The organism is Brotaphodocola sp. (genome assembly GCF_050873365.1).
Lineage (GTDB): Bacteria > Bacillota > Clostridia > Lachnospirales > Lachnospiraceae > Brotaphodocola.
In genome coordinates this window covers 17937-39612 of the sequence record NZ_JBNMIQ010000024.1, presented here as the reverse complement: position 1 = coordinate 39612, position 21676 = coordinate 17937, and the positions used below count along the sequence as shown (strand labels likewise).

Here is a 21676-nt window from a genome sequence, read left to right as displayed (position 1 = left end):
TGGTTTTTCTCTTATCATAGCAGAATAACCGCAGAATAGCCAGAATACGTTGTGATAACGCTGAGATTCTGATTGGAAGATGTTTTTCGGATGGGTGCAGAATCTCAGAAAGGAGTCGAAGACGATGAAAATTCAGACGAGTCTTTATGCGCTGATGGCAGGCGTGACGATCGGGTTTGCGATCTGGGGCGCGCAGGAGATCGAAGCGTGGTGTCCGGTCGCGCGTTACACGCCGGTGCTTTTAACGACGCCGAGGACAGTGGCACAAACGCCCCAGAATTCCCCCAACCACTCAGATTCGCCAGATTCCTTCTCCCTTCATTCCCTCTCCGCGGTTCTCCTAGACGGGGACAGCGGGCGGGTTCTCTACGGGAAGGACGCAGATACCCCACGCCCGATGGCGAGCACGACAAAGATCATGACCTGTATTCTCGCACTCGAGCAGGGAGCACTCTCGGATATCTGCACGATCTCCGCGAATGCCGCATCCCAGCCGAAAGTTCATCTCGGCGTTCACGCAGGTCAGCAGTTTCTACTCGAAGATCTGCTGTATTCGCTGATGCTTGAGTCCCACAATGATTCGGCAGTCGCGATTGCGGAGCATATCGCCGGAAGCGTCGAGGAGTTTGCAGAGAAGATGAACCGGAAGGCGCTCTCGATCGGGTGTGAGAATACACATTTTGTGACGCCAAATGGGCTTGATGCGACGGACACGGACGAGAGTGGAGAGGTGCATGTGCACAGCACGACGGCGACCGATCTTGCACGGATTTTGCGCTATTGCATTATGGAATCCCCGAAAAGAGAAGAATTTTTGAAGATCACGAGAAGTGCGAGCCGGACGTTTTCGGATCAGTCAGGCGAGAATTCCTATTACTGCGCGAATCACAATGCATTTCTTCAGATGATGGAGGGCGTGATGACCGGAAAGACCGGATTTACCGGGGGAGCGGGGTATTGTTACGTCTCGGCGCTTGAGAGCGAGGGAAGAACCTTTCTTATCGCTCTGCTCGGTTGCGGATGGCCTCCGCACCGCACTTGGAAATGGGAGGACGCGAGGATGCTTTTTTCATACGGGAAACAGAATTTTTCGTATCAGGACTGTTATCAGCCATTTCAGCCGTGCCGGATTCCGGTAAATGGTTCCGAGAAGGGAAAAACCGTGGTGGTGGATGCGGATACCGCGAAAGAGGATCAGACACTTTATCTCTTGCTTCAGGAGGGCGAGCGCGTGATCCGCGAGGTCAAGATCCCGGAGGTTCTTGATGCTCCGGTCAAAATCGGGGATAAAGTCGGGGAAGTTCGCTATGTTCTCGACGGCAGAGTGATCCGCACCGAGGCGGTCTGCGCGAAGGAGGAGGCATTAAAATGGAATCTTCTTCGTTGCATTCGGAGCATAATCGATCAATATATGCGAATGTATCTTAAAAAATGATAAGAAAAGCGAAAAAGTGAAAAAAATAACTTGAATTTTGCGCTTCCTCATTATACAATTAAAATCGGCAGAAATTGGATTTACAGAGCGATATGCTGTGGGCTTTGCCAGGAAAGGTCGTGCGGTACAGCATATCGTGACAATATTTAAAATGGAGGATTGCAAAATGAGTAATTCAGCACAAACTTCAGCAAGCAAGCGCATCAATGCCCTGCTTGATGAAAACAGTTTTGTTGAGATCGGTGCTTACGTAACGGCAAGAAGCACGGATTTTAACCTGACTGACAGGGAAACTCCTGAAGATGGTGTAATCACCGGTTACGGTACCATCGATGGAAACCTTGTGTATGTGTACAGCCAGGATGCGTCTGTACTGGGCGGTTCCATCGGCGAGATGCACGCAAAGAAAATTTCCAGAATCTATTCCATGGCAGTGAAAATGGCAGCTCCGGTAATCGGTCTGATCGACTGTGCAGGTCTTCGCCTTCAGGAAGCGACTGACGCACTTGACGGTTTTGGCCAGATGTATTTGAGCCAGGCAATGGCTTCCGGCGTTGTTCCGCAGATTTCCGCAGTATTTGGTACCTGCGGTGGCGGTATGGCAGTTTCTTCTGCAATGGCAGACTTCATCTTCATGGAAGACAAGAAGGCAAAGCTGTTTGTCAACGCTCCGAACGCTCTTGACGGAAACCGTGTAGAGAAGTGCGATACTTCCTGCGCAGCATTCCAGAGCGAGGATACCGGACTGGTTGACTTCACCGGCGATGAGGATTCCATCCTTTCTCAGATCCGCACTTTGGTTTCGATTCTTCCGGCAAGCAACGAGGAGAATACGGCTTACACCGATTGCGAGGATGATTTAAACCGTACCAGCGCAGATCTTGCAAACTGTGTCGGCGCATCCGATCTGGCACTTCAGAAGATTTCCGATAACGGATTCTATCTGGAAGTGAAGAAGGCATATGATCCGTCCATGGTAACTGCATTCATCCGCTTAAACGGCGCAACCGTAGGTTGTGTAGCAAACCGTACCGCTGTATACGGCGAGAACGGCGAGGTTGAGGCAGAGTACGATGCAGTTCTCAGCGCACGCGGATGTGAGAAGGCTGAGAAGTTTGTCTCCTTCTGTGATGCATTCAACATCCCGGTACTGACCCTTGTAAACGTAAAGGGCTACAAGGCAAGCAAGTGCACCGAGAAGAAGATCGCAAAGGCAGCAGGTCGTCTGACCTACGCATTTGCAAATGCAAGCGTTCCGAAGGTAACCGTTGTAACTGGCGAGGCATTTGGTACCGCTTATCTGACGATGAACAGCAAGTCCATCGGCGCAGATATGGTATACGCATGGCCGACCGCAGTCATCGGTACGATGGATCCGGAGCAGGCAGTTAAGATCATGTATGCTGATGAGATTGCCAAGGCAGATGACAGCTTAAAGCTGATCGCTGAGAAGGCAAACGAGTATCGCGAGCTTCAGTCTAGCGCAGTTTCTGCTGCTAAGAGAGGCTATGTTGATGATATTATTGAGGCATGCGACACCAGAAAACGCGTGATCGCAGCTTTCGAGATGTTGTTTACCAAGAGAGAGGATCGTCCGGACAGAAAGCATGGAACGGTTTAGAATGAGGTGACAGGTATATGAAACAATATTTAAAACGAATGGTACTGGCAATGTGTCTGGTGGCCTGCTTCTTTGTCCTGTCCGCTTGTTCTTCCGCATCTACCGAGGCGGATGAGAGCTCACTTGACCCGCAGATGGCTTCGTATATCACTCAGACCTCAGAACAGCTGGTTCAGAGCATTACCAGCCTGGACAAGGAGAGCGGAGCACAGAGTCAGGAGTATCTGATTAAGCAGAAGGAAGAGGGACTCGCAGGTGGAGTTGCTTCCTGGCTTAACAGCATGAACGACACCGGAAGTCTGGTGGAGATCCTTGATTCTGACGCTCAGGAGTCTTCCGATGGTTCTTATGTCGGAATCGTAAATGCTTCTTTCGAGAAGAGAAATGCACAGTTCAAGTTCTTCTACACAGAGGACGGACAGCAGATGGAAGTAACCTCTATTTCGATCTCTCCGGAGTACACGACCGGTGAGAAGATGCAGAAGGCTGCTATGAACACCCTGATGGGTATGGGAACCGTATTCATCGTTCTGATCTTCATCAGCCTGCTGATCGGTTGCTTCAAGTACATCAATGTTGTTCAGAACAACATGGCAAAGAAGAAAGACGCTCAGGCTGAGGCAGCACCGGCTCCGGTAGCAAAGGCACCGGTACAGGTAGCTGATACCACAGATGAGGACGAGATTGCAGTTGTCATCGCAGCAGCGATTGCAGCAGCAGAGGAAGACGAGCTGGCAGAGACCGTTGTAAGCAACGACAAGCTCGTAGCACGTTCCATCCGTCATGCAAACAGAAGCAAACGCAGATGGTAATTTCCTAATTTCCGCATTTGGACAGAGAAATGTCCGCGCGGGTTTTCAGCACAAACAGGAGGAAAATTGATATGAGAAACTATACAATTACCGTAAACGGAAAGACTTATTCCGTAAGTGTAGAGAATGGCGCAGCAGTTTCCGTAGCTCAGACCGCAGCTCCGGTAGCTTCCGCTCCAGCAGCAGCACCGGCTCCGGCAGCAGCACCGGCTGGCGCTGAGGGCTCTGTAAAAGTAACCGCTCCGATGCCGGGCAAGGTTCTGTCTGTAAAGGCAAGCGCTGGTCAGGCAGTAAAGAAGGGCGATGTGCTCCTCGTTGTAGAAGCAATGAAGATGGAGAACGACATCGTAGCTCCGCAGGACGGTACCGTTGCCACCATCAATGTATCTGCTGGTGATGCAATCGAGTCCGGTGCAACCCTTGCTACTCTGAACTAATTATTTTATAATTTGGTTCTGTTGAAGAGCAAGTTGCATATGGAGGGATAAACATGGATTATATAGCAACAACAATGGGAAACCTTGTTCACCAGACAGCGTTTTTTAACCTGACATACGGCAACTTTATCATGATCGCAGTTGCGTTCTTCTTCCTCTATCTTGCAATCAAGTGGGGATTTGAGCCTCTGCTTCTTGTGCCGATTGCTTTCGGTATGCTTCTGGTAAACATTTACCCGGATATCATGGCAGATCCTAGCGAGACATCCAATGGCGTGGGTGGTCTGCTTCACTACTTCTACATTCTGGATGAGTGGAGTATTCTTCCGTCCCTGATCTTCATGGGTGTCGGTGCCATGACCGATTTCGGACCGCTGATCGCAAACCCGAAGAGTTTCCTTCTGGGTGCAGCAGCACAGTTCGGTATTTATGGCGCATACTTTATGGCCATTTTCATGGGATTCAACGACAAGGCAGCAGCTGCCATCTCCATCATCGGTGGTGCAGACGGCCCGACCTCTATCTTCCTTGCTGGTAAGCTCGGACAGACTGAGTACATGGGACCGATCGCAGTAGCTGCATACTCTTACATGGCACTCGTTCCGATCATTCAGCCGCCGATCATGAAACTGCTGACGACTGAGGAAGAGCGCAAAATCAAGATGGAACAGCTTCGTCCGGTATCCAAGCTGGAGAAGATCCTGTTCCCGATCGTGGTAACGACGGTTGTATGTATGATTCTGCCGACCACGGCTCCGCTTGTAGGTATGCTGATGTTAGGTAACCTGTTCAAGGAGTCCGGCGTTGTAAAACAGCTGACCGAGACCGCAAGCAATGCACTGATGTACATTGTCGTTATTCTTCTGGGAACTTCTGTTGGTGCAACCACCAGTGCAGAGGCATTCCTGAAGGTTGATACCTTAAAGATCGTTGCTCTGGGACTGATTGCATTCGCATTCGGTACCGCAGCAGGTGTTGTATTCGGAAAGATCATGTGCAAGGTAACCGGCGGTAAGGTAAATCCGCTGATCGGTTCCGCAGGTGTATCCGCAGTTCCGATGGCAGCCCGTGTATCTCAGAAAGTTGGTGCGGAGGCAGATCCGACAAACTTCCTTCTGATGCATGCGATGGGCCCGAACGTAGCAGGTGTTATCGGTACTGCCGTAGCAGCAGGTACGTTCATGGCTATCTTTGGAGTTTAAATCTGAGTGAGACGCTTCGCGTCGACTTGAACTAAAATTGCCGGGAATTTTCCCGTCTCATTCGGGGCGGGGGAATTTCCACTATAATTGGAGGTAATAAAAATCATGGCAGAGATTCAGAAAAAGCCGGTTAAGATTGTGGAAACCGTTCTCCGTGACGCTCACCAGTCCTTAATTGCGACCAGAATGACGACTGAGCAGATGCTTCCTATCATTGATAAGATGGATCAGGTTGGTTATCATGCAGTAGAGTGCTGGGGCGGAGCTACCTTCGATGCCTCCCTGCGTTTCCTGAAGGAAGATCCGTGGGAGAGACTGAGAAAGCTGAGAGCAGGCTTCAAGAACACGAAATTGCAGATGCTGTTCCGTGGACAGAACATTCTGGGATACAACCACTACGCAGATGACGTAGTAGAGTACTTCGTACAGAAATCCGTTGCAAACGGTATTGATATCATCCGTATTTTCGACTGCTTAAACGACCTGCGCAACCTGCAGACCGCTGTAAAGGCAGCAAACAAGGAGAAGGCACACGCTCAGATCGCACTTTGCTATACTCTGGGAGATGCTTACACCCTGGATTACTGGAAAGACATCGCTAAGAGAATTGAGGATATGGGCGCAGATTCCATCTGTATCAAGGATATGGCTGGTCTGCTGACTCCGTTCGCAGCACAGGAGCTGGTTTCCGCACTCAAGGAATCCACCACCCTGCCGATCGACCTGCACACCCACTACACCTCTGGCGTAGCTTCCATGACCTACTTAAAGGCAGTAGAGGCAGGATGCGACATCATCGATACCGCTATGTCTCCGCTTTCCATGGGTACCAGCCAGCCGGCAACTGAGGTTCTCGTAGAGACCCTCAAGGGAACCCCGTATGACACCGGTCTTGATCTTGAGAAGCTCGCAGAGATCGCAGACTACTTCCAGCCGATCCGTGAGGATGCGCTGAAGAGTGGTCTTCTGAACCCGAAGGTTCTTGGTGTAAACATCAAGACCCTGCGTTATCAGGTACCGGGCGGTATGCTGTCCAACCTTGTAAGTCAGCTGAAGGAAGCTGGTAAGGAGGACAAGTACCAGGAAGTACTTGAGGAGATCCCGAGAGTAAGAAAAGACTTCGGTGAGCCGCCGTTAGTTACCCCGTCTTCTCAGATCGTCGGAACTCAGGCAGTTATGAACGTCATCGCTGGCGAGCGTTACAAGCTCGTTCCGAAGGAGTCCAAGAAGATTATGCTTGGCGAGTTCGGTCAGACGGTAAAGCCGTTTAACAAGGAAGTACAGAAGAAGATCATCGGAGATGAGACCCCGATCACCTGCCGTCCGGCAGATCTGATCAAGCCGCAGCTCCCGCAGTTCGAGAAGGAGTGCGCTCGCTGGAAACAGCAGGATGAGGATGTTCTGTCCTACGCTCTGTTCCCGAAGGTAGCTGAGGAGTTCTTCAAGTACAGAGAGGCTCAGCAGACCAAGGTTGATCAGACTGTTGCTGACACCAAGAGCAAGGCTTATCCGGTATAAAGAAAAATTTGATCATTGATAGGGAAGAGAATCCTGTCTCAAATTTTTGGGGGAGGAGTCGGACAGTTCGAACGGGCTGTCCGACTCCTCCCTTCTGTTTTTTGTCCCGAATTCTTTTAATCTTTTCTTACAATTTCTGGCATTTCTGTGAACTTTGAGTCTCGGCGGTTGACGATCCCATTTTTTGTCATTATAATAAACAAATGCAGAAAATGGATGAACTCTGCCATTGTGGCGGAGGAAAATCGTATGAGGAGACAAAATGAAAAAACGAAGATGGAAACGGGGGATGGCTGTTTTTCTCGGTCTGACCCTTGGCATATATGCGCCGGTGACTGCCTTGCAGGGCAGGTATTCGGTTTACGCGTACACGGAGCGCTCAGCGTCGGTGAATGCGACGTCGCTGAATGTGCGAAGTGATGCGGGAACGTCTTACAGCGCGGTGGGAAAGCTCTCAAGAGGGGCGGTCGTTACCGTGACGGGAGAGAAGACGGGAACGGACGGAAAACTGTGGTATCAGATTCAGTTCACAGGAACGGGCGGATCGGCGGTGACGGGATATGTGCTTGGCTCTTACTTAAGCCTTTCGACCTCGACGTCGTCATCGACCTCATCGTCGACCTCATCGTCGACGACGTCGTCATCGAGCCAGACAAATCGGAGCTTTGAGTCACAGCTGAGCGAGTTTCCGGAGTCCTACAAGTCGGCACTCAGACAGCTTCATTCCCAGTATCCGAACTGGAGGTTTGAGGCGCACAAGACCGGACTTGACTGGAATACGGTGATTGAGAATGAGAGCCTTCTCGGACGAAATCTGGTACATACGAACAGCATTTCTTCTTTTAAGTCCACAGCAGACGGCGCGTACAACTGGGATTCGAGCACTTGGAACGGCTTTGACGGAAGCAGTTGGGTGGCAGCCTCAGAGGATGTGATCCGCTACTATATGGACCCGAGAAATTTCCTCGACGGGACGTATATTTTCCAGTTCCTCTCTCAGGAGTATGATGCTTCGCTTCAGACAAAAGAGGGACTTCAGAGCATGCTGAACGGAACGTTCATGCAGGGAGGAATCGTTTCGAGTGGAAGTGCCTCCGGTGCGACCGGAGTGGACACAAGTTCCGGAAATACATCGGATGGAAGCAGTAATTCCGGCAGTTCGGGTGGTACTTCTTACGGTCCGGGTGTTTCTGGAAGCAGTAGCGGTTCTAGTTCCTCTGCTCCGGGCGGACAGAGTGCGGTAATCACGGCACCGAGCAAGAAAAATAATTCCTCGACTTCTTCGGGAAGTACGACTTCCTCGTCTCCGTCCACGTCTGGCACGACATCCGGGACGACCTCAAGCACTCCGGGAACGGGCACGACGACTTCCGGTTCAACCGGAACTTCTTTGTCTCCGTCCGCAGGGACAAGCTCAGGTCCGGGAGGCTCGAGCACTTCAGGAACCTCAGGGACTTCGTCTTCAGGAAGTTCCAACAGTCAGGCACCGACGAGAGGATCGGACGGAAATGTCCGTTTTCAGGGACCTTCCGCTTCGATCAGCCGTCATGAGACGAGCCTTGTGAGTGCACCGGATGTGCTCACCGCAGGACCTGGAACCTCGGCAGGTGCAGCGACATTTACCGCGCCGGGAAGTGCGGGACCGGGTGGTTCAACGACATCGGGAACAACCACGGGGACGACCGGAAATACAACGACATCGGCGACGACGTATGCGGACTTGATCATGAGTGTGGCAGGGTCGACCGGACTGAACCCTTACATCATTGCCTCCACGATTCTTCAGGAGCAGGGAAGTGATGGACGAGGAAAATCGATTTCCGGAACCTATTCCGGATATGCGGGATATTACAACTACTTTAATATCGGAGCTTACGCTTCCGGCGGAATGGATGCAGTTGGACGCGGACTCTGGTATGCGTCCCAGTCCGGTACTTACGGCAGACCGTGGAATACCCCGGAGAAGTCGATCACAGGTGGAGCGCAGTACTATGCGACGAACTATGTGAAAGCAGGGCAGAATACGCTCTACTTAAAGAAGTTCAACGTTCAGGGAAGCAACATTTATAAGCACCAGTATATGACGAATGTGGAGGCGGCTGCCTCCGAGGGCGCTCTTTTTGCACAGGGTTATGGAAATGTGCTGAAGAACTCGGCATTGACGTTCAAGATTCCGGTTTACAACAATATGCCGTCTTCTCCGTGTGCAAAGCCGACCGGAACGGGAAGCCCGAACAACAAGCTCAGAAGCCTTGGTGTGGATGGATTCTCCCTGACACCGACATTCAACCGCGATACGATGTCTTATGATCTGATTGTGGATCAGTCTGTGACGAGCATCAACGTGAGTGCGACGGCGATTGATTCGAGTGCATCGACAAGTGGAATTGGAAATGTTTCCCTGTCCGGCACCTCAACGGATATCAAGATCATTGTCACCGCACAGAATGGCACACAGCGGACTTACACGATTCATGTTGTGAGAAAGGCGAACGGACCGACATACGGCGGAAGCACGAATGGCGGACAGAACAATACAAACCAGACGCCGAGTCAGACTCCGGGTGGAAGCAGTACCGGAAATGGAACGAGCAATAGTCCGGTTGTGAGCATCACGCCGGGTGGAAGCAGTTCCTCGAGCACCTCTGGTAATTCTGGAAGTGGTGCGAGTGGTGGTCCGGGCGGAAGCTCTACATCGGGAAGTACAGGTTTTGGCAGTTCCACGCAGGTGGTACCGGTAATCGGTGTTGCGCCGGGACAATAAAAGTGGTATGCTTTTAGGCGGAGCGCGCTTGCGCTTCGCCCGATAAAAGAAAGACAGGAGATCTCTATATGAGTAGGAAAGTAAAGCACGCAGTGCTTCGGATTCTGGCAGTGATGATGTTGGCTGTCGCGATTCCGTTTCAGAGTTTTGCGGCGAATGCGAAGATTGCATTTACCGACCCGTCCACCGAAGTGGGCAGTGAGTTTACTGTTACAATGAAATTTACCTCCACGAGCGGAGACGTTCTCGGAGACACAAGAGTTTATTTGACTTATGACAGTTCCATGATCGAGTATGTGCAGGGTTCTTCCGCACAGGCGAGCGGTGGGGAGGGAACCCTGATCGTCAGCAGTACGATGGATGGAAAGACGGAGGTTTCAACCCCGTTAAAGTTTAAGGCACTCAAAGAGGGTGTTGCGACGATCAAGGTTGTGACGGACAATTCCGAGGCGTATGACAGCGATGGACAGATGCTGACGATGGACAAGATCGGAAGCTCAAAGGTTACGATCGGACCGGCAACTTCTACCGCAGCGCAGTCAGATGATGCTTCCCTGAAATCTCTTCAGATTTCTCCTGGAACGCTTGACCCGGCATTCAGCCCGGATGTGGAGAATTACACAGCTTCTGTTGGTCTTGACATTGACAAACTCACCGTCAGCGCACAGCCGGCAAACGACAATGCAGTTGTGAGCGTCGAGGGTGGAGAGGAACTCAAAGATGGCGAGAATACTGTGGTATGTAAGGTAACCGCAGAGGATGGAACGACCGTTCGCAGTTACACGATCACCGTAACCCGTGAGGAGGGCGGTCAGAGCGAGCCGAACGCAACAACCGTTCCGGCAGAGGATCTGGATGTTCTTGCAGAGCTTGAGTCTTCGAGAAATGCAATCAAGATTGGAATCACCGATCTTCCGGCAGGCATGAATGCACCGGCAGGACTCAAGGAGAGCAATGTCACGATCGGAGATACGAAGGTTAAGGGATGGATTCCGCAGACGGACGGAAATCCGGAGTACTGTGTCTTCTACGCAGTCAACAGTGACACGAATGAGCAGGGCTTCTACCGCTACGATCTGAGCGAAAAGACAATTCAGCGCTACTTTGAGGGCAATGACAGTTCTGCAATCGAGAAAGACCCGCGCTACCAGGGTATTGTGGAGGAACTCAACAAGATCAAGCGGGAGTTCAACATTGCAAGATACTTTGCAATCGGAACCGGCGCAGGTTGTGTCGTTCTTCTGATTATGCTCTTCGGTGCATACGCTTCGATTTCGAGATACCGTTCTTCCAAGAAGAGTGGAAAGAAGAAGTCGAATTCAGGCAATCCGAACAGTGGTCGCAGTCAGGGCGGACAGACGCCAAAGAGCGCACAGAAGGCACCTGAGAGAAGAGAGAACAAGACGATCAACTACGTGATCGATGATCGCAGAGACAGAGATTACGAGGATGATCTTCCGGAGCCGATGGATCAGGATGATCAGGACCCGGATGACAGCAACGATTATCTTCCGGAGGAGGATTTAAGCGTGAAGAGCGAGCCGGTTGAGGATGTAGAGCGTTCCTTGAAGGCACAGCTTGCACGCGAGGCAGAGAAGGCGACGAGAGAGGCTTTGAGAGAGTCCGCTCCGACCGAGGCTCCGCTCAAGACCGAGGACGAGGATGATTTTGAACTCTTTGATCTTGATGATGACAATAAGAGATAAAAAATAAAGAAAAAGATTCATTTGTGAATTAAATTTATAAACGAAATTTGTAAATGAAATTCGTGAATAAAATTTACAAATGAACTTCATGGGTTGAACGAAGACGAGGAATTCAGATTCCTTTGATACAAGATTGCGGGGGTCACAGAAGAGAAACTGTGAGAAGCCGTGACGAGAGAAAATGCCATCCGGCAGAAGCAGAGCGCTTTCCGGGTGGCATTTCCTTTTTATTTACAGGATTTATTTTATAGGATTTATAGGAACTTCGGCAACATCCGCTTTCTTGACAAGTGTGAGAAAATGAGATATGATTGTTACACGGATTATATAACAGGAGCGAAAAACGAGAAAAAATATGCTTGATAGTAAGCACATGGAAAGAAATGGGTGGTTATATGATCAGAAAAACGAAAGACGGTGGATGAGATATGATGCTGAAGATTGATTTTGAGAGCGAGGAAGCGATCTATATTCAGCTGAGAAATCAGATTATTATGGGGATTGCGACGGATGCGATTCGGGAAGGGGACTCTCTTCCGTCGGTGCGCCAACTGGCAGACAACATTGGAATCAATATGCATACAGTAAATAAGGCGTATACGGTGTTGAAACAGGAAGGGTTTATCAAGCTCGATCGCCGGCGCGGGGCAGTGATTTCTCTCGATGTAGATAAGATTGAGGCGGTCACGAATCTCAGACGGGAGCTCTCTCTGATTCTGGCTCGCGGAATCTGCAAGAATGTGAGCCGGGATGAGGTGCATGCGCTTGTGGATGAGATTTACGATACCTGCACAAAGAAAAATGAACTGTAAATTGAGACGCTTCGGAAAATATGGAGGATGGATCATCTATGTTGTGTGAACGCTGTAAAGTGCGAGAAGCCAATATTCAGTATACAGAGATCGTGGGCGGAGTGAAGACAGAACATCATTTCTGCGCTCAGTGTGCGAAGGAGCTGGATTTTGGACCTTATTCCGCGATTTTTGACAGCGAGTTTCCGCTTGGAAAGTTGCTGTCGGGACTTTTGGGAGTCGGTCAGACGCAGGAAGAGGAGATGGCGACCCATGTGGTTTGTCCGACCTGCAAGACGAGCTATGGAGAATTTGTGAAGAACAGCCAGTTCGGGTGTCCGGACTGCTATGGTGTGTTTGACTTGTTGATCGGGGAGAAGATTCGCCAGCTTCAGGGAAATGACGCACACAAGGGCAAACGCCCGAAGAAGATTCAGGCGAGTGCTCATGGGGCGTTCCCGTTTGGCGAGATCCCGGGCATGACGAAACCTGTGACCAAGCCAGAGCAGAAGCATCGTCCAAATCCGGAAGTGATGGATGAGGATGATGGAATGCCGATGCCGGATGGAAGCCGAATTCGGGAGGATGACGGCGAGAGGGATGTCTACGCGGGAAGCCAGATGCAGGGGATTTCTCCGGGGACGGTTCCGGATGCGGAAAATCAGAAAGATGTCCGCAGAGCCGAGGCGGAGACCCGCATGATGCAGGAAGCGCAGAATGTGAGACTTCAGGCAAAGATCAGCCAGCTTGAGCGTCGGTTGAGAGAGGCATTGAAGGAAGAGGACTATGAGAGTGCGGTGTTATGCCGTGACCAGATCAGAAAACTGAAAGAGGAAATCGGAAAATGTTAAAATGGTATGAGGAGATGGACGGATCACATCCGGGCATCGTCAGCAGTCGCGTGCGTTTGGCGCGCAACTGGAATCAGTATGTATTTCCGTCAAAACTCTCTCCGAAGGAGGGCGCGGAGATGATCCGGCGCTTGGAGAGCGGTCTTCGAGATCTCGGAAGTCTGGACGGAAAGACGTATCATTATGTGGATCTCGGGGAGATCAGCGAGATCGACCGGAAGGCGATGCGGGAGCACAGACTTTTCAATTCTGCAATCGCTGGAAAGAGAACGCCGACCGGAATCATTCTCTCAGAGGAGGAAGACACGGGCATCCTGCTCAACGGAACGGATCATATCCGTCTGCAAGTGCTTGCCGGGGGCTTTCATCTTGAGGAATTGTGGAAACATGCGGATAAGATCGACGATTACATCAGCGAGCGGTTTGAGTATGCGTTTGATGAGAAATACGGGTATCTGACGGCATATCCGACAAATGTCGGAACCGGAATGCGCGCCTCGGTTGTCCTTCACCTCCCGACGCTCTCTCGCGGAAAGCGGTTTAACGGGCTTGTCGCGGAGATGGGAAGATTCGGTGTCGCAGTCAAGGGCGTCTACGGAGAGGGCGAGGAGAATGACGGCGCACTCTACGAGGTCTACAATCAGAAGACGCTTGGGCTTTCCGAACAGGATATCTTAAATATGGTGCGCCGGGTGGCACTTCAGCTTGAGAGTCAGGAGATTCAGGTTCGCCATATGGCGCTTGACAAGCACAGACTCGAGTGGGAGGATGAGGCCTACCGCGCTTACGGAGTCCTGAAATATGCGAGACGTCTCTCGGCGAAGGATGCGATGACTCTGTTATCCCAGCTGATGACGGGAATGAGGGACGGAACCTTGAACATGCAGGAGCCGTGTCCGGTTTACCGTCTGATGCTTGGCATTCAGCCGGCGACGCTTCAGGGACTTGTGAGAAAACCGCTTGAGAAAGAGGAACTCGATGTCGCGAGAGCTGCATATTTGAGATCCCAATTGCCGGAGCTTGTGTAACTCAAAGGGAATGTTCCCTTTGGGGTTACATGCTTTGCAAGCATCGGTTTAAATGGATGGCTATGAATTTAGGAGGAAGTTTTTTATATGACAGATAAACTGACAGAACAGGCGAGGAATGCGATTGGACTTGCCATTGGCGCGGCGGAGGAGCTTGGTCACAATTATGTGGGAACCGAGCATCTTCTGATCGGCCTTCTTGAGGAGGGCACGGGTGTGGCATCCCGTGTTCTCGAGGCGAATGGAGTGCAGGCGGACAAGGTGACGGAGCTGGTCAGCCAGCTGATCTCTCCAAACCAGAACGTCGGAATGCTCGAGAGAGGAACATACACGCCGAGCGCATCCCGTGTTCTTGAGAACAGCTACCGCGAGGCGGTTCGTTTTAAGGCACCGCTAATCGGAACCGAGCACATCCTGATTGCGCTGATCCGCGATGGGGACTGTGTGGCATCAAAATTATTGAATACGATGGGAGTCAATCTCCAGAAGCTCTACATGGAACTTCGGGCAGCGATGGGATCAGATGCCCCGGCTGACAAGGAAGAATTTTCTTCGAAGACGGGAAAGAGTAAGGATTCCACCCCGACACTCAACAGTTACAGCAGAGATTTAACGGAGCTTGCGAGAGACGGAAGACTTGACCCGGTCATCGGAAGAGAGCATGAGATTCAGAGAGTGATTCAGATCTTGAGCCGTAGAACGAAGAATAATCCGTGTCTGATCGGAGAGCCGGGTGTCGGCAAGACTGCGGTTGTTGAGGGGCTGGCACAGCTGATCGCTTCCGGCGAGGTTCCGGAGGTTATTGCCGGAAAGCGTGTGATGACACTGGATCTTTCCGGAATGGTTGCAGGCTCGAAGTACCGTGGAGAGTTTGAGGAGCGCATCAAGAAAGTGCTCGCCGAGGTTCGGGAGGATGGAGAGGTTCTGCTCTTCATCGATGAGATCCACACGATCATCGGAGCCGGTGGAGCCGAGGGCGCAATCGATGCATCCAATATCCTGAAGCCGTCACTTGCGCGCGGAGAGATCCAGTTGATCGGTGCGACGACGGTTGAGGAGTACCGCAAGTATATTGAGAAGGATGCGGCACTTGAGCGTCGTTTCCAGCCGGTTATGGTGGAGGAGCCGAGCGAGGAGCAGTCGATTCAGATCCTCAAAGGTCTGCGCCCGAAGTATGAGGAGCATCATCATGTGACGATCACCGATGAGGCACTCGTATCGGCAGTGCGCCTGTCTGCGCGCTACATCAATGACCGTTTCCTTCCGGACAAGGCGATTGATCTGATTGATGAGGCATCCTCGAAAGTGCGTCTGACGACCTATGTCGAGCCGGCTGAGATCAAGGAGATCGAGAAAGAGATCGAGACGCTTGAACAGCAGAAAGAAAATGCGATCAAGTCCGAGGCTTACGAGAAGGCAGGAGATATCAAGAAGCGTCAGGAGAAGAAGCGCGAGAAGATCGAAAAGATCCGTGCAAAGTGGCAGAAGGAAAAGGCATCGAGAAAACTTGTCGTCTCAGAGGGCGAGATTGCCGATGTCGTTTCCGGATGGACGAAGATTCCGGTCAGAAAACTTGAGGAGGAAGAGTCTGAGCGACTCAAAAAGCTCGAGGGCATCCTTCATGAGCGCGTAGTCGGTCAGGAGGAGGCAGTCAGTGCGGTATCCCGCGCGATCCGCCGTGGACGTGTCGGACTCAAAGATCCGAAGCGCCCGATCGGTTCCTTCCTCTTCCTCGGACCGACTGGTGTTGGAAAGACGGAGCTTTGTAAGGCACTTGCGGAGGCGATGTTTGGCACAGAGAATGCGCTGATCCGCGTTGATATGTCGGAGTACATGGAGAAGCACAGCGTCTCCAAGATGATCGGTTCCCCGCCAGGATATGTCGGCTACGAGGAGGGCGGTCAGCTCAGCGAGAAAGTCCGCCGGAATCCGTACTCGGTCATTCTGTTTGATGAGATCGAGAAAGCACATCCGGATGTCTTTAACATTTTGCTTCAGGTGCTTGACGATGGTCACATCACCGATGCACAGGGACGAAAGATTGACTTTAAGAACACGATCCTGATCATGACGTCGAATGCCGGAGCAGAGAATATCATTTCCCCGAAGCATTTGGGTTTCTCGGCAAATGACGATGCGTCTGAGCGGTACAAGTTCATGAAGGGACGCGTGATGGACGAGGTAAAACGTCTGTTTAAGCCGGAGTTCTTGAACCGAATCGATGAGATTCTCGTCTTCCATCCGCTGACCCGCGACGATATGGGAAAGATTGTGGAGATCATGCTCGGAAGCATTGCAAAGCGCACGAAACGCCAGATGAATCTGACGCTTGAAGTCACCGACGAGGCGAAAGCTTTTCTTGTCGAGAAGGGCTATGATGAGAAATATGGAGCCCGTCCTCTGCGCCGTGCAATCCAGAATTATCTTGAGGATGGACTTGCGGAGGCAGTTCTCGACGGAAAAGTTAAAGCGGGAGATCAGGTCACGATCGGACGCGAGGGCGAGAAATTGAGTTTCTGCACTGCAAAGGAGAGTGCAGTGGAAACGGCAGTGCCGGAGACCGAAAAGGTAAAAGAAAAGTAAATTTTACCGGGAAGATAATTTGAAATTAATTTGAAATAAACTTAAAATAAACGAAGTGGTTTGTTACTGTTCAGAGGTAGGCACTTTTGGAACCGAAAGTGCCGTAAGATAACGTAGTGGTAGCGGGAATTTGCCGTATTTAAATGCGAAGCCACGGCAAATTCCGTTACTGGGCACGTGCGCATGAACAGTAACAGTGGTTTCTGTATGTAAAAAATAAGAAAAGACATACTGGTCAATTTCACGAGGGTAGTGTATAATATTTGTAGCGGTTTTCACAGAAAGTGGATAGGATGTGTTCAAAAAACTTTCTAAAGGAGACGGCTATTCGGACAGGCAGAGTCATTTTAGATTCTGCGTGCAAAAGATATTCAACAAAATACCAGGAGGGCAAACAGATGCCAGGAATCGAATCATTAATCCGTTCTGAAGCAGACGGAACCATCAGCTTTGGAGATTACAGCTTAAATACAAAGTCCAAACTGCAGGATTTTGAGCATGCAGGAGATTTATATAAGATTAAGACCTTTTATGAGATTACGAAGTTAGAGCGCAACGGTTCTTTCGTTTACGAGTCTGTTCCGGGAACGGCTGTTCAGCATTTTGCAGAGGGCAGTGATGAGGTTGCATTTACCGTAGGTGGATATCGTGATTCTCAGATTACTGTTCAGATGGAGGCAGATACCGAGTATGAGGTATTTGTAGATGGTTCTTCCATCGGTCACATCAAGACAAACATGAGCGGAAAGCTGGCATTCAGCGTTTCTCTCAACGATGGTGCAGTGAGCCAGGTAAAGATCGTAAGACAGTAGTTAAGACAGTAATGCCTTAATGTAGATGTAATATTTTGTCTGAAATCGGCTTTCGCTTTCGTTATTCGTGTAGCCGTTTTTATCAGCTTAGCAAAGAAGGAAATGAATGAGCCCTGTGGATGGAAGATCAGAAGGTCAGAAGTTTGCAGGGCGACAGGGAAAGAAAACTAGCTATGGCAAAATCAAAAAGTACCGCGTTCTTCTGCAAAGAGTGCGGGTATGAATCAAGCAAGTGGCTCGGTCAGTGTCCAGCCTGCAAGGAATGGAACACAATGGTTGAGGCACCGCTTGCAAAGAAAGAGTCGTCCGGACGGACGGCTCTTTCCGGTATTTCCGGAATTTCTGGAGTTTCCGGAACTTTAAGAATGGCGCGCCCGGTAAAACTTGAGGAGGTTTCGCTCAACGATCAGGATCGGATTTCGACGGGATATAAGGAGCTTGACCGTGTGCTTGGAAGTGGAATTGTGGCAGGTTCGCTTGTACTGGTCGGAGGTGACCCCGGAATCGGAAAGTCGACTCTGCTTTTGCAGGTCTGTCGAAATCTTGCAAGAGATGGGCATCGGGTGCTCTATATCTCGGGAGAGGAATCGCTCAAGCAGATCAAGATGAGGGCATCGCGAATCGGGGAGATTACAGGAGAGCTTTATTTCCTGTGTGAGACGAACCTTGAGACGATCGGGGAGTGTATTCGAGAGAATAAGCCGGAGGTCGTGATCATTGACTCGATTCAGACGATGTTCTGTGAGAGCGGAAATTCTGCTCCGGGAAGCATGAGTCAGGTGCGGGAGTCGACGAACGTGCTGATGCAGATTGCGAAGGGCATGGGAATCGCGATTTTTATCGTGGGTCATGTGACGAAAGAGGGCGTGGTTGCAGGACCGCGAATGCTCGAGCATATGGTGGATACGGTGCTCTACTTTGAGGGCGAGAGAAATGCATCCTATCGAATCTTGCGAGGAGTCAAGAACCGTTTTGGTTCCACGAATGAGATCGGTGTGTTTGAGATGGCGGAACATGGACTTGCCGAAGTGCCGAATCCGTCGGAGTATCTGCTCAGTGGGCGACCGGAGGAGGCGTCGGGAGCGGTTGTCGCATGTTCGATTGAGGGAACGAGACCGATTCTTCTTGAGGTGCAGGCGCTTGTGACGCAGACGAATTTTGGAATGCCGAGGCGGACGGCAGCGGGTACGGATTACAATCGTGTAAACCTGCTGATGGCGGTGCTCGAGAAACGCTGTCGCTATGAGATGTCGCGCTATGATGCGTATATCAACATTGCGGGCGGAGTCAAGATGAATGAGCCGGCGCTTGATCTCGCGATTGTGCTTGCGCTCGTCTCAAGCATGAAAGACCGGGCAGTGAATCCGAAGACGATTATTTTCGGTGAGGTCGGACTTTCCGGTGAGGTGCGTGCGGTTTCGATGGCGGAGCAGAGAGTCAATGAGGCGATCAAGCTCGGGTTTGAGAGTTGCATCCTGCCGAAGGTGAATCTCGATAAGCTCAAGAAGTATTCGGAGATTACGCTTTATGGGGTCAGCAATGTGAGAGAGGCGATTGCGCTGATCTAAACTAAAGGTAAAGGGCTGTTTTACGCGGGGGTCTAAGACGCAAAAATAAAAAAGATGATTGATAGGGTGAGGTGAGTACGGTGAGTATGGCTCCGATGGCGAGTAAAGTCCTGCAAACTCGCTCTCGCTCCGGGTTCAACGCAGCGGTGCATAAGGTCGCAAAGTACGCGACCTAAACACCGGCGTTTCACACGGGTTTGCAGTGACTTTCTCGCCACGTCGCCCTTATCGAGGAGATAGAATATTTGTTCTTATAATCTTAGAAAATAATAAGATATAGATATAAAGTATTTATCGTTGTTTTTCAGAAATGATAATTTAAACGCGAAAAATCGGTTTCTTGAAGTGCTGGGAGATACATTAACTCAAAGAATTAAGTAGAATAAGTAAGAGGGAAAAAATATGGAAAATAGAGAGATCGTTCATAGAGGACGCTATAATATGGATGTGTGTTCCGATCAGGCAGATATTTATGGAAATCGCGAAAAAGCTCGTGAGCATATGCGCCAGATTCGTGAGAAGAGAAAAAATTCTCTTGGAATGGAATACAAGACAATGAAAAACTAAATCAAAGTATAGGAAAAATTGAATAATGAAGGAAACCATAGGTATTATCAGATCAATGTATGAGATTAAGCATACAACAGATTTTGATAATGCCTATTTTTGATTTGGAAAAGCAGATTATGTAGTGATTTTGATGGGAAGATGTCAGCAGAGCTGATCAAAATCACATTTCAAGTCTCCGAAAGCATCGACTTGAACGGCGACGTGGCGAGAAAGTCCTGCAAACCCGTGTGAGACGTTGGTGCTTAGGCTGTGTATTTTACAGCCTTATGCACCACTACGTCGAACCCGGAGTGCGAACGAGTTTGCAGGACTTTACTCGCCATCGGAGCCGTACTTATAGATATTATAGCTATAGATAATTTAATTTATCTATATCGATAGTCACTAGGCTAAGAGACCTACTCCTGCTTGCTTCCATCCATATTGTGATGATAGCTGTCGAGCAGTTCGTTCTTCACCTTCCACAGCTTGTCAGAGAGATCGACATGAACCCGGTGCGGGTACTCGAGACGCAGGGACTCCTCCCACAGCGTATTCATTTCCTGTTTGCAGTACTTCTGGATGTCCATAACCTTCGGGGAATCGTAAACGCAAACGCCATCCTTGAATACCGGAATCATCAGTTCACGCATCGTGTAAGTTCCCGGCTGGAGCAGGGTCTTCTTCCATGTGGAGATCGGATCGAAGAGCAGAAGCGGTTCATTTGTATCAAAGGTCTCGTCCACGAAGCAGATCAGATCCGCAATGATCTTTCCGTTCTTCTTATCATAGATTCTCTGGATCGTCTTATTACCCGGGTTCGTGATCTTCTCCGCATTCTCAGAGAGCTTGATCTTCGGGATGAACTCGCCGGAGTTCTTATCGAGGACAGCAGCCAGCTTGTAGACACCGCCGAAGGACGGGCAGTCCTTGGAGGTGATCAGGTTTGTGCCGACACCCCAGGAGTTGATCGTAGCACCCTGCATCTTCAGGGAAGCGATCAGCGTCTCATCGAGGTCGTTAGAAGCAGAGATCACAGCATCCGGGAATCCTGCCTCATCGAGCATCTTCTTTGCTTTCTTGGAGAGGTAAGCGAGATCTCCACTGTCAAGCCGGATTCCGTAGAATGTCAGCGGAATACCTGCCTCGCGCATCTCCTTGAATACCTTGATGGCATTCGGAATACCGGAATTCAGCGTGTCGTAAGTGTCGACGAGCAGAATGCAGGCATCCGGGTAGAGTTTTGCGTAGGTACGGAAGGCGGTCAGCTCATCCGGGAAGCTCATGATCCAGCTGTGAGCGTGCGTGCCCTTTACCGGAACATCGAACATTTTTCCGCAGAGCACATTGGAAGTTCCGATACAGCCAGCGATCATGGCAGCGCGGGCACCGTAAATGCCGGCATCCGGACCCTGAGCACGGCGCAGACCGAACTCCATCACGCCATCGCCCTGAGCAGCGTAGACAACGCGTGCTGCCTTTGTCGCAATCAGAGACTGATGATTGATGATGTTTAAGAGAGCCGTCTCAACAAGCTGTGCCTCCATGATCGGTGCGATGACCTTGACGAGAGGCTCACGCGGGAAGATGACAGTGCCTTCCGGAATTGCGTAAATATCGCCGGAAAAATGGAATCCGCGCAGGTACTCCAGAAAATCCTCCTCAAACAGTCCGACAGAGCGCAGGTAGTCGATGTCGCTCTCGTCGAAATGAAGGTTTTTCACATAGTCGATGACCTGCTCAAGTCCGGCGCAGATCGAATAACCGCTGTTTACCGGGTTGTTGCGGTAAAATGCGTCGAAGATAACGGTCTCATTTGCATCTTTCTCTTTGAAATAGCCCTGCATCATCGTCAGCTCATAAAGATCTGTCAGCAGGGTCAGGTTGCGTTCACTCATAAGAAATCTCCTTGTCTTGTATTGTGATATTAATGGAAATCCTGGTTAAATTTCTGTAAAACATTGGGTTTTAGTATATCATTGTTTGCTGGAAAATACAA

The 21676-nt window shown here is 50.4% G+C and carries 16 protein-coding genes; 15 read left to right on the top strand and 1 reads right to left on the bottom strand.

Annotated elements, in window-relative coordinates; genetic code table 11:
- Positions 1-124: 124 nt before the first annotated feature.
- From ACR0QT_RS11015 to ACR0QT_RS10945, 15 genes are all read left to right on the top strand, one after another.
- Complete coding sequence (locus ACR0QT_RS11015; RefSeq protein ID WP_432630821.1) at positions 125-1435, top strand: D-alanyl-D-alanine carboxypeptidase family protein; 1311 nt, start codon at positions 125-127, stop codon at positions 1433-1435.
- Positions 1436-1601: 166 nt separating this feature from the next.
- A complete protein-coding gene (locus tag ACR0QT_RS11010; protein WP_432630820.1) occupies positions 1602-3056 on the top strand; it encodes an acyl-CoA carboxylase subunit beta in 1455 nt (484 codons plus the stop codon).
- A 17-nt stretch (positions 3057-3073) separates the two neighbouring features.
- A complete protein-coding gene (locus ACR0QT_RS11005; RefSeq protein WP_432630819.1) occupies positions 3074-3868 on the top strand; it encodes an OadG family protein in 795 nt (264 codons plus the stop codon).
- 71 nt (positions 3869-3939) lie between these two features.
- Entirely contained in the window at positions 3940-4305 is a 366-nt protein-coding gene (locus ACR0QT_RS11000; protein ID WP_432630818.1) for a biotin/lipoyl-containing protein, read from the top strand.
- A 53-nt stretch (positions 4306-4358) separates the two neighbouring features.
- Positions 4359-5507, top strand: a complete 1149-nt coding sequence (locus ACR0QT_RS10995; RefSeq protein ID WP_177977449.1) for a sodium ion-translocating decarboxylase subunit beta — start codon at positions 4359-4361, stop codon at positions 5505-5507.
- Between the two features lie 105 nt (positions 5508-5612).
- The gene (locus ACR0QT_RS10990; RefSeq protein ID WP_432630817.1) at positions 5613-7025 is read left to right on the top strand and encodes an oxaloacetate decarboxylase subunit alpha; all 1413 of its coding nucleotides are present in this window, start codon (positions 5613-5615) and stop codon (positions 7023-7025) included.
- Positions 7026-7287: 262 nt separating this feature from the next.
- Positions 7288-9789: an SH3 domain-containing protein gene (locus ACR0QT_RS10985; RefSeq protein ID WP_432630816.1), complete on the top strand. Its 2502-nt coding sequence runs from the start codon at positions 7288-7290 to the stop codon at positions 9787-9789.
- Between the two features lie 68 nt (positions 9790-9857).
- Positions 9858-11495 (top strand): cadherin-like beta sandwich domain-containing protein, encoded by a 1638-nt coding sequence (locus tag ACR0QT_RS10980; protein ID WP_432630815.1) that lies wholly within the window; start codon positions 9858-9860, stop codon positions 11493-11495.
- Positions 11496-11923: 428 nt separating this feature from the next.
- Positions 11924-12307, top strand: coding sequence for a GntR family transcriptional regulator (locus ACR0QT_RS10975; protein WP_432627206.1), 384 nt, complete (start codon positions 11924-11926; stop codon positions 12305-12307).
- A 38-nt stretch (positions 12308-12345) separates the two neighbouring features.
- Entirely contained in the window at positions 12346-13137 is a 792-nt protein-coding gene (locus ACR0QT_RS10970) for a UvrB/UvrC motif-containing protein (RefSeq protein WP_432630814.1), read from the top strand.
- Positions 13131-14165 (top strand): ATP--guanido phosphotransferase, encoded by a 1035-nt coding sequence (locus ACR0QT_RS10965; protein ID WP_432630813.1) that lies wholly within the window; start codon positions 13131-13133, stop codon positions 14163-14165. Before ACR0QT_RS10970 ends, ACR0QT_RS10965 begins: the two co-directional genes overlap by 7 nt.
- An 87-nt stretch (positions 14166-14252) precedes the next feature.
- Positions 14253-16748: an ATP-dependent Clp protease ATP-binding subunit gene (locus ACR0QT_RS10960; RefSeq protein WP_432630812.1), complete on the top strand. Its 2496-nt coding sequence runs from the start codon at positions 14253-14255 to the stop codon at positions 16746-16748.
- Between the two features lie 398 nt (positions 16749-17146).
- Positions 17147-17560 carry an endosialidase gene (locus ACR0QT_RS10955; RefSeq protein ID WP_308451239.1) on the top strand — a complete coding sequence of 138 codons (414 nt, stop codon included), beginning with the start codon at positions 17147-17149 and terminating at the stop codon, positions 17558-17560.
- Positions 17561-17733: 173 nt separating this feature from the next.
- Positions 17734-19128, top strand: coding sequence for a DNA repair protein RadA (radA, locus tag ACR0QT_RS10950; RefSeq protein WP_432630811.1), 1395 nt, complete (start codon positions 17734-17736; stop codon positions 19126-19128).
- A gap of 402 nt (positions 19129-19530) precedes the next feature.
- Positions 19531-19695, top strand: a complete 165-nt coding sequence (locus ACR0QT_RS10945; RefSeq protein WP_432630810.1) for a hypothetical protein — start codon at positions 19531-19533, stop codon at positions 19693-19695.
- A gap of 401 nt (positions 19696-20096) precedes the next feature.
- On the opposite strand, the gene ACR0QT_RS10940 is transcribed toward ACR0QT_RS10945, so the two are convergent.
- Positions 20097-21575, bottom strand: coding sequence for a nicotinate phosphoribosyltransferase (locus ACR0QT_RS10940; protein ID WP_432630809.1), 1479 nt, complete (start codon positions 21573-21575; stop codon positions 20097-20099).
- Between the last annotated feature and the right edge of the window lie 101 nt (positions 21576-21676).